Consider the following 13960-nt stretch of genomic DNA (forward strand, 5'->3'; position numbering starts at 1 on the left):
CTATGGGTATTACACTACAGAATATTAATAAAAGTTTTAAAAACTTCGATGCCTTAAAAAATATTAACTTTAGTATAAAACAAGGTGAATTAGTTGCACTCTTAGGCCCTTCAGGGTGTGGCAAAACCACATTACTACGTATTATAGCAGGTTTAGAAACAGCCAGCTCAGGTAAAATCTACTTTGCCGATACTGATGTAACACAGCTGAGCGCTAAACAGCGAGATATTGGATTTGTGTTCCAAAATTACGCACTTTTTCGCCATATGAATGTGGCAGAAAATGTGGCATTTGGATTAAAAATGAAACCAAGATCAATACGACTGAGCAAAACCGCGATTGATGAGCGGGTTAATCAGTTACTTGGATTAGTTCAGCTAGAAAATTTTGCTAAACGTTATCCTGACCAACTATCTGGAGGACAACGACAGCGAGTTGCTTTAGCACGGGCTTTGGCATCAAAACCTAATGTTTTGTTGCTGGATGAACCTTTTAGCGCCTTAGATGCTAAAGTTCGTAAAGATTTAAGACGCTGGTTGCGTGATTTTCATCATGAACTGAATGTCACTAGTCTCTTTGTTACGCATGATCAAGAAGAGGCGCTAGAAGTTGCCGATAAAATAATTTTAATGAACCAAGGTCAAATAGAACAAATAGGCACGCCAGCAGAAGTTTATAAACAACCAAAAACAGCATTTGTTGCGCACTTTTTAGGGGACGTCAATCTATTACATGGTTACATTGAAAATAATACCTTAATTATTGATGATTTCCGAAAAGATATGAAAGAGCAAGGTAACTGGGCTGATCAGTCTGCTATCGCTTATGTTCGACCTCATGAAATCAGTATTGCTAAAACGGCCAGAAAGAATGATATCCAAGGGCAAGTAGTACGCATCCACACCGCTGGACCAACGGTTTTTTTAGAAATTGCGGTAGCAGGACAACCAAAGCATATTGATGTTTCGGTAAGTTATCGTCAATATGAACAACAGCAAGTTGAATTGGGCGATAATATCTATTGGCAACCGATACTTGTAAATATCTTTGTACAAGATGAATTGTTTGAGTTTATGATTTAATGCGTATCGTTTTATTAATATAAATTAAATTTGATAATCAGGCATTTTGGAATGAGTCTGATCAAACAGAGCATGATTTTTAATATCTTCCAATGAAAGCTCCTGATTGCATAATTGAATAAAACGCCAAATATAATTACGTTGTAATTTATGACGCTTTAAGCCAAGCCAAGTAACATGTGATTCAAACAGATGTTTTGCATCAAGTTGAACCAAGTTTACATCATATTCAGGGTTATACATTTTATTGCCTAAAATACCAATTCCTAAACCTAATTCAACGTAGGTTTTAATGACATCAGGCTCTTGAACATTCAATGATATATTGGGTGCTAATCCTATCGCTGAAAATGCTTTATCGATGCTTTTGCGAGGAAAGATCCCTTGTCGATAAGTAATTATGGGTAAGGGTTGCAACATATCTAATGTTACTTTGTCGGCTTTAGTTAAAGGATGATCTTTCGGTGTTACAATCGAATAATGCCAACGATAAAAAGGGTAGGTAGCAAGAGAGCTGTTATCAACTCTTTCATTATCAATACCAATATCAGCCTCGCCAGAAAGAAGCTGGGCAATAATCTCACTTGATGAGCCTTGATTGATAATAATATGGACTTTCGGGAAAAGTACTCTAAATGATTTTATAATGTTAGGGAGGATATAACGAGCCTGTGAATGGGTTGTTGCGATTACTAAAGATCCTTCATCCGCATTTGAAAAAATGGTCGATAAACGGTGTATATTATTAATTTCATTTAAAATACGTTCTGCAATCACAACCAGTTCTAATCCTGGTTCAGTCATGTTAATTAGGCGTTTTCCTTGGCGGATAAAAAGATCAATATTGAGTTCTTCTTCTAACTCTTTAATATGTCGACTTACTCCAGATTGGGAGGTGTATAAAGTATTTGCTACTTCGGTTAAATTATAATTACAACGCGCTGCTTCTCGAATAATTCTTAATTGTTGTATGTTCATGATAGCGATCTTCCAAGAAAAAATTACTTTATTCCCATCGATATAATTGTATTGCATTAATTTAAAATAATTTGCTGTATATAATTAATAACATGTACTAAAAAGTGAATTATTTAAAACAACGGATCGCCACCCAGCATAAACACTGTTATCAAACTGGTTATAGGCAGGTTATCTAATTTATAAATTATGTTTATTGTTAATTTTATTAATAAAATTAGATAGTTTAATAACTCACTTAAGTATAAAAGAACATATAAAAAAGACAAATATGATTAAGTAATAACCATATGCCTTATTGCTATATATGTTTTTTATCAGCAAATAAGCACGTCATAAGGTTCTACAAACCTGTATATGATCTTTAATTAACGACCTGATAAAAATCAATCGCTGAGTTTACTACTGGTTTGACAATTTCATGGCGGATAACAAAATCGCCAAAACCTTCGTCTTTATTGCGATGAATTGACCAAGCTTCAATTAATGGTTCTAGCGCTAATAAAATTTCATCAACACTTACGTTTTCTTTATATAAACGTGGAATTCGTGTCCCTTCTCGATTACCACCAAGATATAAATTATAGCGACCGGGAGCCTTACCAACCATGCCTACTTCGGCCAACATCGCTCTTGCACACCCATTAGGACAACCTGTCACTCGTAAAATAATATAATCTTCAGATAAGTGATGCTGAGTTAACATCTGCTCAATTTGAGTGACAAACGTCGGTAAAAAACGTTCGGCTTCGGCCATGGCAAGAGGACAAGTTGGGTAAGAAACACATGCCATGGAATACTTACGTTGTAATGTGACTGTATCGTCAAGCAGTCCATACTCTCTGGCAATTTTTTCAATAGCTTCTTTTTGTTGTTCCGGAACATTAGCAATAATTAGATTTTGATTAGCGGTAATACGCAAATCACCTTGATGAATTTTAGCGATCTCAGCAACACCCGTTTTTAATGGTTTGTTTGGATAATCAAGTAATCGTCCATTTTCAATAAACAGCGTTAAATGCCAGTTATCATCAATACCTTTATACCAACCAAATTGATCACCTCTTTGAGTGAATTTATAAGGTTTACTGGTCAAAAAAGCACTACCTGCGCGTAGCTCTACCTCTTTTTTAAAGTTTTCCACACCGACACGTTCAAGTGTATATTTGGTTTTGGCATTTTTGCGATTATGACGGTTGCCCCAATCGCGCTGCGTGGTAACAACGGCTTCTGCAAAAGTCAGCACTTTTTCTACTGGGATAAAACCAAAATCATCCGCTTTACGAGGATAGGTTGTTTTATCTCCATGAGTCATAGCCAAACCACCGCCAACTAACACATTAAAACCTATCAATTCACCTTTTTCGGCGATAGCGACAAAACTAAGATCATTGGCATGAACATCAACATCATTAATAGGTGGGATAACCACCGTAGTTTTAAATTTACGCGGTAAATAAGTTGAACTTAAAATGGGTTCGCTATCGGGTGTGGGTAATTTTTCACCATCTAACCAGATTTCAATATAAGCATGGGTTTTTGGTAAAAGATGTTCTGAAATTCTGCTTGCCCAGTAGTAAGCTTGTTGATGAACTTTTGATTCTACTGGATTTGAAGTACATAAGACATTACGATTAACATCGCCAGCGGTGGCAATCGAATCAAGTCCTATATTGTGTAATAGTTGATGAGCTGATTTAAGATTGCGTTTAAACAGGCCATGAAACTGAAATGTTTGTCGAGTAGTCAGCCGAATACTGCCATACTTTGTTGCTTCGGTGGCAAATTTATCAATCGTTAACCACTGTTTGGGAGTGATAATCCCTCCCGGTAGGCGGCAGCGTAGCATCATGTTGATCAGTGGCTCAAGTTTTTGTTCTAGGCGTTCTTTACGAATATCTCTGTCATCTTGTTGATACATGCCATGTAAGCGGATGAGCTGAGAATTATCACTATTAAAGCCACCTGTTAAACCATTATTCAAATCGTCAACGATGGTGCCGCGTAAATAATTACTCTCTCGTTTAAATCGTTCAGAATCCGATAATGGTAGATCTGAGACATCATTTTGCGGTGGTGTTAAATTTACCACTTGAGTTAGGGTAACTGTTTTAGGTTTATCATTGCTCATATTACATCACTCAATAAATTAAAATTAGTTGTTATGTCGGTTGTGTGTTAATAAACATCTCGTTGATAGCGTTTTTGACTTCTTAATTCATCCAGATAGTTGATGGCTTGCTCTTGATTGTATTGAGCTTGAGTCATCAGAATTTGTTGTAGTGCTAAATCAACTGCTTTTGCCATGCGCTTCGCATCCCCACAAACATAGATATAGGCACCTTGTTGTAACCATTGCCAAATCTCACTGCCTTGAGCAATTAATTTATCTTGTACATATATTTTCTCGGCTTGATCTCGTGACCACGCAAGATCGATATTCGTTAACAGACCTTCTTTAACATAATTTTGCCACTCCACTTGATACAGAAATTCAGAAATAAAATGCGGATTGCCAAAAAATAACCAATTTTTACCCGTAGCGCATTGAGCACTACGTTGTTGTAAAAAAGCTCTAAATGGTGCAATGCCAGTGCCAGCAGCAATCATGATGATTGGTGTGTTTGTATCATTAGGTAATCTAAAGTTATCATTATGTTCAACAAAAATTTTTACTTGATCTTGGTCGGCAATTTGATTGGCTAAAAAGTTTGATGCACCGCCAGTACGCGTTTTACCTTCGATCTGATAACGCACCACATTTACGGTAAGATGAACTTCGTCTCCAACTTCATCTTGCGCTGATGCAATGGAGTAAAAACGAGGTGTTAGAGGTCGAAGCAATGCAACTAATGTTTGTGCGGTAAGATTGCTTTGATAACGATTAAGCATATCAACAAGTGGTAATGTTTGACTCATTTCAATCAAAGCTTCTCTGTCTTTGATTAAGGTAAGCAGTTCAGGATTTTGAATTGCTTGGGCATATTTCTCAATAATAACGGGTGTATTTTGAGTCAATTCAACATGCTCAATTAGAGCCGTTTTTAAGGTAATTTGTTGACCATTGTGTTCGATAGGCTCATCACCTGTAAGCTGGGTAATATTAAGAAGTTCATCGACAAGCTCATCGCTATTTTGATACCAGACTCCTAACGCATCGCCAGGTTGATAGTTAATATTAGAACCAGTAAGGTCAAATTCAATATGACGGATATCTCGATCCGAATCGCGAGAAGTAATTTTTTGATTCACATTAACGGGTGCAATAAAGGGATTATCGCGGTGATAAAGGCTACTGTTAACAACGACGTTACTTGAAATATTATTTTCTGTTGATGATATTGAGGCTGATTGTTGTAGACTGCTAAGTTTATCAATTACTGCCTGTCGCCAATTGGTACTTACAGTTTGAAAATCCGTATCAGCATCAACGCGTAATAACATACGCTGAGCATCTAATTCAGCTAATCGTTGATCAAAATCTTTAGCTGCTTGACAAAATTTTGGATAAGAAGAGTCACCTAAACCCATGACCGCAAATTGTAGATTTGCCAATTTAGGGGCTTTGGCAGCAAAAAGGTATTTATAGAGTGGTAGTGCTTCTTCTGGTGGTTCGCCCTCACCTTGTGTTGAAGTAATTAAGATTAAAATTTCTTCCTGGCTCAGTTTTTTGGTTTTGTATTCGCCAGCAGGCAGATGAGTAACTTCAATACCTAAACGCTCAATATCTTGAGTTAACTCATTTGCAACTCGACGAGCATTACCTGTTTGTGATGCTGATAAAATCGTAACTTTTTTCGCTTGCTCAGTTTGCGTTACGTCGGTGGTAGTTGTGATATTCGGTAACGCTTGTTCATTTGAACTTTTTTCCGCAATTCCCCATAAATATCCAGACAACCAAGCGAGCTGTTTATCACTGGACTTTTCAATAATTTTTTTTAATTCATCACAATTAAAAGGAAAATGTTGTGTGCTCATGTGATTCCCTTATCTGATAGCTTTTGAGCTATCGGTAAATTGCTAGTGCCTAGCAACCTTAAAATGTTCTGTTAAATCCTAATAATATTGTTTTACTCAACAACTATCAGCAAAGTCCAATGTGTATCTATTTATAAAATCAGAAGGTTATTTTATGTAAGCCACACTCTCTACCTTGCGGTCCTTTAGTCGGATCGACATAATCCATCTCATTAGGTAAATTAAGTTTTTCGATATAGTTCTGCATATCTTGACTTGTCCAATCGAGTAGTGGGGCAATCTTAAATAAATTATCTCCCGCTTTTGTCACAATATTTAACTCCTGCCTTAATGCAGATTGTTCACGACGTAGCGCAGTAAACCACAGCGTTGGTTTGAGTGTGGCTAAAGCACGATTAAACGGCTCAATTTTGACAATTTGGGTAAACTCGGTATGTTCTGGCGTATCTAATTCAGGTAATCCACCGTATCGCACATCTAAATAAGCTGTCGTTCGTTGTGGTACAAAAATATGTAGATTAAGATTAAGTTGCTTTGTAATTTTATTGGCAACACGATAGGTCGCATTTGTTGCATAACCATTATCAACCCAAACAACCTGAATATTTGGGTCAACTTGGGTAACAAGATGAAGTAACACAGCTTCATATGGTCCAAAATGGGTACTAATAATACTTTTGACTGGAATATCTTGTTGCTTCTTTAATGCCCACTCAATAATGGTTAACGGTGACTGATTTTGTAATTTCTGGTTAACGTTGGTTAAATCTAGCATGGTTTTCCTCTTTATCAACTTATCGATGCGTAATTATCTATTTTGCATATTACTGGTTTGCCCATTGGTATAATTCAGCAACGACTTCTGGGCGACTAAATGTTTCAGGTATGGGTTCTTTTGTTTGTAAACGCCGTCTTACCTCGGTACCTGAAATAAGAACACGATCATCACTGTCATGTGGACAAGTTTTGCTTGATGCCATACCTGCACATTTATGGCAATAAAATGTCCAGTCAATTTTGATTGGTTTAATGAGTAAATCTTCATCCCGTAATTGGGTAAAAATCTCTTGTGCAGCAAACGGCGAATAATAATTACCGACACCAGCATGATCGCGACCGACAATAAGATGGCTACAACCATAGTTTTGTCTAAAAAGGGCATGCAGTAACGCTTCTTTGGGACCAGCGTAACGCATATCTAAAGGATACCCAGAATGAACAACGGAATCAGGCACAAAGTAATTATAAATTAGCGTATTAATAGCTTTAAGACGAATATTTGCTGGTACATCACCTGCTTTCAAATTACCAAATAGAGAGTGAATAAGTACTCCATCAAAAAGCTCTAATACTGTTTTGACTAAATATTCATGCGAACGATGCATAGGGTTACGAGTTTGAAAGGCCGCGATTTTATCCCAACCTAATTGATTAAAACGTTCTCTTGTCTCTTGTGGTGTTAATGCATATTGACCAAATTGCGCTTTAAAACCATTATCATGGAAAACACGCACTTTACCGCCTAAATTAACAGGTGGCTGAGCCATAAGCATCGCAACGCCAGGATGATTTTGATCCGTTGTTGTAAACACCTGCATCGCTTCAAATTGTTTATCTGGTCGATAAATACTATCAACATTTAAAATACCAATTATCTGCCCATCGGATGTTTTAAGGGCAATATCATCACCCAATTTTAAGGTATCAGCTTGAGCATCGGTCACTGATACTGTGATAGGAATTGGCCAAAAAACACCATTTGCTAAATGCATATTATCGCAAACACTGCGCCAATCTTCTTCCCGCATAAAACCATACAGTGGCGTAAAACCACCAATTCCTAACATCACTAAATCCCCAGCTTCACGACTTGATAGCGTAATTGCGGGTAGATTTTTTGCATAATGCTGTAATGCCAATCGATCATCGTCTTTAACAAGAAGTGGTTGTAACTGGTCACTGGCGTGAGGAGGGATCAAGGCCATAATGTTTCCTTACCTATCTAGTTTTTATTAAGCTTAATTAAAAACGATTATTGACAAATAAGGAAATATCAATTTTACATACCATTATGCGATTTACGCATATTCATAAATTGGTTTAGGTTTGTAATGGATAAAAATAATTTTTAGATCTAACTATCAAATATTGATTCATTTTTACATACTAACTCAGAATTTTGTGAGGCAGATCACAAAAACAATACAATATTTGTAATATTTTTCTACTTATTACGTTTATTTTGAGTATTAATGGATATTAAAAAATTACAACAAAAAATTACCAAAATCACTATTTGGAAAAAAGGCGATCAGCGAGCTCCACATAAACCTTTATTATTACTTTATGTATTAGCACAATATAAACAAGGTCATGATCGCTTATTTGATTATAAAAAAGAAATTGAAAAACCTTTACACGATTTACTCGCTCGCTTTGGCCCTCAACGTAAACACTATTATCCCAATATGCCTTTTTGGCGTTTGAAAAATGATGGTTTTTGGCAACTGATTAATTTTGAAAACTGCACTAATCCAATTTTGCCAAGTAAAGAACCAACCAGTAAAACTCTTGCTTCACACCAAGTACTCGGTGGCTTTGATGAAAAAACGTATCGACTGATAAAAACAAACCCTACCATTATTGATCAATTAGCAGGACAAATTTTAAGTCAGCATTTTACTGAAAGTGTGCAAGAAAACTTAATTAATCGATTTGGGTTTAATTTAATGGAATCCAATAAATACCGAGATCCTAAATTCAGACAAATTGTATTACGAGCATACAACTATCAATGTGCCATCTGCGGTTACGATTTAAGGCATGACTCAGTATCAATCGGTCTTGAAGCTGCTCACGTAAAATGGAAACAACACGGCGGACCATGCATTGTAAATAATGGTTTAGCACTTTGTTCATTACATCATTCCGCTTTCGATATGGGCGCTATCGGGCTTGATTGTAATCTAAAAATCAAAGTATCAAGTGGAGTAAATGGAAACCACATAGTTGAAAAACTATTTTGGGATTTCGACGGCAAAAACATCTTACTACCTCGAATGAAAAGCGATTATTTACATGACAGATTTATTGAATGGCATGTTAGAGAAGTGTTTAGGGACTGAGGGAAAGAACTCTAATGGACAAAATAAAAAATCTAATGTATGGAGTTATTCTAAATAATAAACAATTCTGAAGGTGGAGGATACAATTGATAATACAGTAGCACTATGTCCTAATTGCCATCGAAAAATGCATATTGTTAAAGATATAGATGATATAAATAAATTGAAAAAAATTGCAAATTTAAGAGGGCGAGAAATCGCTTTAAAGAATGAATAAAATTATTAATGTTGTTGCTGCTGTCATTATTAAAGACAATAAAATTCTTTGTACTCAACGGGGTAACACTAAATATTTAGCGTATAAATGGGAATTTCCTGGTGGAAAAGTTGAACCTGGCGAACAATTAGAAGATGCTCTCATTCGTGAAATAAAAGAAGAATTAGGTTGTAATATCTCGATCAAAAAATATTTACTAACAACAGAACATAATTATGATTTTGGCACAGTTAAAATCAACGCTTTTCTTTGTCAGATAATAGATAATGATCCAAAATGTTTAGAACATAATAAGATTTGTTGGTTAGATAGTAATGAATTAAACGATCTAGATTGGGCGCAGGCTGATTTACCGATTGTTTATTTTTTGACTAAAAAGTATCACGATGTGTAACATAAATTAATTTTTACAAAGAATAGAAGAAAAATAATAAGTTGCTGTAATTTGGACTATTTTAATTGAATTAAATCTGTTAATAAGTAAAGGAAAGACAATTATACATGGCAAAAAAAATATCGGCATATGCTAAAAATAAACAAGGCGAATATATTTTGAATCAGCATAAACCATCTCAACTTAAAAAATTTTATATTTGGAATGTGTTAAAAATGAAACAAGAATCGCCAGAGGAGTATGAAAAGTTAACTTTTTATAGCACTCAAGCAGATAAGCAGTATAGAGCTAGGATGACACCAGTAAAAAATGGTTTTTTTAGGTATATTGAAAATATGAAAGGAGGTAATAATGAAGATGGAGATAATGAGTCAATTTCTCATTCAACTGCAATATCAGTTTTATCGGAACTCAGTGAGATTACATTTGTTATAGGTAAAAAGAGCTACCAATTAAAATTCACGGAATTTTTTATAGAGCCTCGCTTACAATTTGAAAATAGAAATGTTTATTATCCGGATCTAATTGGTTGTTTTTCTTCTAAATGTGATTTAGCTGAAAAATGGAATGGAAAAGTTGCTATCGAAGTTGCTGTTAATCATAAATGTGAACAAACAAAAATAAAAGATTTTTTTGCACATAACATCCCTATCATAGAAGTCACTCTCACAAAAAAAATGATTTTTTTAAAAGAATTTCAAAATGAAAGTTATGATAGTAAAGATGTAGAAAAATATTATAACTTTTTAAAAACAATATTCAAAAATCAAGTATATGGTAAAATTTTGTCAGATCCTATTTCTGCCAATTATTATGTTGAAGAGTTAAAATTAAAACAAATGGAATTAAATAATATTATAAGTATTAACAAAGAATTGAACGAATTGAATGAATCATATAAATTGGAGCTTGATAATAAACAAACATCATTAAATGAATTTACAACTAAAATGAATGATTTAATTAGAGAAAATTACAATTTACATAATTTATTAAAACAAAATGAAGAATCGAATAACAAACTAAAAAATAAAATAGAAATAATTGAATCGATGAGCTTTTGGGAAAAACTAAGATATTTATTTAAGTTAGATTGATTTTAATATAAAAAAACATAAACAAAACCCAGTGAAAACACCAATGAAAAACACCCAAAAATTATTACTACTTATCACTCTTAGCTTTCCTATGGTGAGTAGTGCTGACTGTGAAAAATGGATTGATTATTTACTTGAAAAATACCATTCTTCTCGCGAGAGTGATAAGGCAATTTGTAAGATCTGGCCTGCTGATGAAAGTAAAACAATTGTGGTTTTACCGTTTCCTCATGAGATCGAAGGGACAATTTTTTATGATCTTGATGTGTTGCTTGTGGATACGCAAAGTGTCAATTTATTGCTCATCATTGGCAACCAGTTGCATTTTATTGTGACGCTATTGAATTAACTTTAAAAAAGATACTACTCGTTATCAACTAAATAATGAATCCCTAACTTTTGGTGTTGGTACTAATTTTGCACCTCATTCCAATAATGTTTCTTTTTCTGAACAGCAAATTAATCTTTATGAGCAACAAATTGAAAAAGTTGAAAACCATCAATTATTGAATCTTATAAACTAATAAAATAATTAAATAATAATTAACTAGCTTCTCGAGTAAAAATTATTTGAGGCTAAAATTTTAACATTTCAAATAACTACACTAGCACTTTTAAATTAGTAATAACTTATTATATCTATCTAAAATTCAATATATTAATAACTACTAAATAAACTATTTAACTTATTACTTTATATTTATAAATAACGCCATATATAATAAAAACATATTTGGTTATTTTTTACGTAACTTGAGATTGATTAAGTATTTTTAATAATTTAATTAAATATGATTTTTTAATTATATTTAATTGTAAAAATAATCTTATATTTATACTTTTTAAAAATTATTTTAGAATTTGAAGGCTTGTACTAACAGATAATCTAAGGAATAATCTCTGTTCTAATTTTATTTGAAACCGATAATATAATGGATAATATTTTACCAAAGCTGGATAACACTCAAACCAAAGATCGAATAGCAAAGATATTGCGGCAGGAGATCATATCTGGTAGGTTCAAAAATGGTGAACAACTCACTCAAGAACAGATAGCCCAATATCTTAATACATCTAGGATTCCCGTTAGAGAAGCGTTTCTTATATTAGAATTAGAAGGATTTTTATCGCGATTACCTAATCGACACGTATTAGTAGTAGGTCCGAAGATTGATTTGTTAAAAGATATTTTTGAATTAATCGCATCGGTTGAGATCCAAATTATCAAAATATTATTAAATTCAAAAAAAGATATAAGAAATATACTTGTTGCAGATGCCAAACAATTTCGACAAGTTTTATTAACCGAAATCGACAATTATTTTATTAAAGAAAATTATTCAAGACTATTAGTGGGTTATCCTCAATATGTTTGGGATAATATTGAAAAAAAATCTAGTGATGAAGATTTACATAATAGTTTAATAGCATCAATTCAAACACATGAATTAAAAGCAACAGCCAAATTTGTATACAAATATTATTTTTCATTAGCTGATAGTTTAACAAAAAAGTTAAATAGGAGTTAACCTAGATGAATCAATTGCAACCACTGAAGTTACTACCAATGAGAGAACGAATAGCTTCGGTTTTACGCAAAGCCATTTTAACCAGAGAGATACAAGAAGGCACAATTGTGACGCTTGATGGTGTTGCATCGCAATTGGAAGTTTCAAACACCCCAGTCAGAGAAGCTTTTCAGATTTTGGCTAGAGATGGTTTTATTAAATTACGCCATAATAAAGGGGCAGAAGTTTTAGGAATTACTAAGAAATTTATCAAAGATCACTATGTGACTCGCGCAGTTTTAGAACGTGAAGCTGTCGCAGAAGTTTGCCAAAATAAAGCCGATCTATCCGAAATTATTGATGCTTATCAATGTGGAAAAAATGCTATTGAAAATGATAATTACGTTGATTATACCAATTATAATCAAGCATTTCATATGGCAATTTGGGCCGCATGTGGCAATAATAAAATTAATTCTATCTTATCGGAAATGTGGAATGGATTATCATTAGGTTCGAATATTTCTGAACAAGAATACGCTATTCTTTCATCTAAAGAACACGGTAATATTTTGAATGCAATGATTGAATATGATGCAGAATTGGCAAAAAATCTTATGTATCAGCATATCATTCGCAGCATGGAAGATATGCTAACACGTTTTTAAGTTTTAATTTTTTACATAAGTAAGGAAAAACAGAAGTTTAGGTTAACAGTCCAAAATTTTATTTTTTAATTTACCAATTTGACTAATTTCAACTTCAATAATATCTTCTTCTTTCATAAACAGTGGGGGGGTTCTTTTTTTGCCAACGCCTCCTGGTGAACCAGTTATGATAACATCACCGGCTTCAAGTTTACTGAATCTTGAGATGTACTCAATTAAATAAGAAATAGAGTAGATCATATTTCCTGTAGATTCACTTTGAACTTGGAGTCCATTTAATGAAGTTGTAATGTGCAGTTTTTGCGGATCAGTAATTTCATCAGATGTGACTAGCCAAGGCCCAAACCCCCCCGTTTTTGGCCAATTTTTACCTGAAGTAAACCAAGTATATTGCATATCTCTGACGGAACCATCCATAAAACAGCTATAACCAGCAACATGCTCTAGAGCTATTTCTTTTGAAACGTTACTGGTCGTTTTACCAATAATTACTGCTAATTCACCTTCATAATCAAATTCATTTGTTGAATTGGGTTTATGCATGAATTCATTATGTGCAACAAGCGAATCAGGAAATCGAATAAAAAGTGTTGGGGCATTAGTAGATTGTTCAAATTCCTTTCTTTTTTCTGGATAATTCATTCCCACACAAATTATTTTATTTGGATTATCAATAACAGGTAAGAAATGAATTTCATTTAGCGCATAATCTGGATGCTCCAATTTCAATTGTTTTAATTCACTTAAAATATTGTTAGAAATGGCTGATTTTAGATCTGGATAGTTGTCACCTAACTGTTTTTTCAAGTCATATACATTGTCATTTTTAACACAACCCCATGTTTTTTCATGTGTTAGTGGTGACAAAAAGCTTAATAGCTTCATAATAAATTCCTTTTTCAAATTTAATTGC

At 33.7% G+C, this 13960-nt stretch carries 13 protein-coding genes and 1 pseudogene; 8 read left to right on the forward strand and 6 right to left on the reverse strand.

Annotation, left to right across the window (positions count from 1 at the left end; genetic code table 11):
• Positions 1-2 precede the first annotated feature (2 nt).
• Entirely contained in the window at positions 3-1082 is a 1080-nt protein-coding gene (locus tag AC5LW9_RS01870; RefSeq protein WP_493456219.1) for a sulfate/molybdate ABC transporter ATP-binding protein, read from the forward strand.
• A 24-nt stretch (positions 1083-1106) separates the two neighbouring features.
• On the opposite strand, the gene AC5LW9_RS01875 is transcribed toward AC5LW9_RS01870, so the two are convergent.
• The 5 genes from AC5LW9_RS01875 to sat all read right to left on the reverse strand — a co-directional run bounded on the left by AC5LW9_RS01875 (position 1107) and on the right by sat (position 8023).
• Complete coding sequence (locus tag AC5LW9_RS01875) at positions 1107-2060, reverse strand: LysR substrate-binding domain-containing protein (RefSeq protein ID WP_025316708.1); 954 nt, start codon at positions 2058-2060, stop codon at positions 1107-1109.
• A 364-nt stretch (positions 2061-2424) separates the two neighbouring features.
• Positions 2425-4191: an assimilatory sulfite reductase (NADPH) hemoprotein subunit gene (gene cysI / locus AC5LW9_RS01880; protein ID WP_493438747.1), complete on the reverse strand. Its 1767-nt coding sequence runs from the start codon at positions 4189-4191 to the stop codon at positions 2425-2427.
• A 47-nt stretch (positions 4192-4238) separates the two neighbouring features.
• Positions 4239-6038: an assimilatory sulfite reductase (NADPH) flavoprotein subunit gene (locus AC5LW9_RS01885; protein ID WP_493456220.1), complete on the reverse strand. Its 1800-nt coding sequence runs from the start codon at positions 6036-6038 to the stop codon at positions 4239-4241.
• 139 nt (positions 6039-6177) lie between these two features.
• Positions 6178-6813: a phosphoadenosine phosphosulfate reductase domain-containing protein gene (locus AC5LW9_RS01890; RefSeq protein WP_493438749.1), complete on the reverse strand. Its 636-nt coding sequence runs from the start codon at positions 6811-6813 to the stop codon at positions 6178-6180.
• A 49-nt stretch (positions 6814-6862) separates the two neighbouring features.
• The gene (sat, locus tag AC5LW9_RS01895; RefSeq protein WP_493456221.1) at positions 6863-8023 is read right to left on the reverse strand and encodes a sulfate adenylyltransferase; all 1161 of its coding nucleotides are present in this window, start codon (positions 8021-8023) and stop codon (positions 6863-6865) included.
• 267 nt (positions 8024-8290) lie between these two features.
• Here sat and AC5LW9_RS01900 point away from each other — a divergent pair, with 267 nt between their 5' ends.
• The 7 genes and pseudogenes from AC5LW9_RS01900 to AC5LW9_RS01930 all read left to right on the forward strand — a co-directional run bounded on the left by AC5LW9_RS01900 (position 8291) and on the right by AC5LW9_RS01930 (position 13047).
• Positions 8291-9163 (forward strand): phosphorothioated DNA-binding restriction endonuclease, encoded by an 873-nt coding sequence (locus AC5LW9_RS01900; protein ID WP_493456222.1) that lies wholly within the window; start codon positions 8291-8293, stop codon positions 9161-9163.
• A 76-nt stretch (positions 9164-9239) separates the two neighbouring features.
• Positions 9240-9380 (forward strand): annotated as a pseudogene (locus tag AC5LW9_RS01905) (HNH endonuclease); the annotation flags it as partial.
• The gene (locus AC5LW9_RS01910; RefSeq protein WP_493456223.1) at positions 9373-9774 is read left to right on the forward strand and encodes a (deoxy)nucleoside triphosphate pyrophosphohydrolase; all 402 of its coding nucleotides are present in this window, start codon (positions 9373-9375) and stop codon (positions 9772-9774) included. The pseudogene AC5LW9_RS01905 and the gene AC5LW9_RS01910, both read left to right, overlap by 8 nt.
• A 107-nt stretch (positions 9775-9881) precedes the next feature.
• The gene (locus AC5LW9_RS01915) at positions 9882-10871 is read left to right on the forward strand and encodes a hypothetical protein (RefSeq protein ID WP_493456224.1); all 990 of its coding nucleotides are present in this window, start codon (positions 9882-9884) and stop codon (positions 10869-10871) included.
• A gap of 43 nt (positions 10872-10914) precedes the next feature.
• A complete protein-coding gene (locus AC5LW9_RS01920; RefSeq protein ID WP_493456225.1) occupies positions 10915-11220 on the forward strand; it encodes a hypothetical protein in 306 nt (101 codons plus the stop codon).
• 583 nt (positions 11221-11803) lie between these two features.
• Positions 11804-12400: a GntR family transcriptional regulator gene (locus tag AC5LW9_RS01925; RefSeq protein WP_086326591.1), complete on the forward strand. Its 597-nt coding sequence runs from the start codon at positions 11804-11806 to the stop codon at positions 12398-12400.
• A gap of 5 nt (positions 12401-12405) precedes the next feature.
• Positions 12406-13047: a GntR family transcriptional regulator gene (locus AC5LW9_RS01930; protein WP_086326590.1), complete on the forward strand. Its 642-nt coding sequence runs from the start codon at positions 12406-12408 to the stop codon at positions 13045-13047.
• Positions 13048-13089: 42 nt separating this feature from the next.
• Here AC5LW9_RS01930 and AC5LW9_RS01935 read toward each other — a convergent pair whose 3' ends face one another.
• The gene (locus tag AC5LW9_RS01935) at positions 13090-13932 is read right to left on the reverse strand and encodes a fumarylacetoacetate hydrolase family protein (protein ID WP_493456226.1); all 843 of its coding nucleotides are present in this window, start codon (positions 13930-13932) and stop codon (positions 13090-13092) included.
• Positions 13933-13960 lie beyond the last annotated feature (28 nt).

This window comes from Gilliamella sp. LMG 34360, from assembly GCF_984568995.1.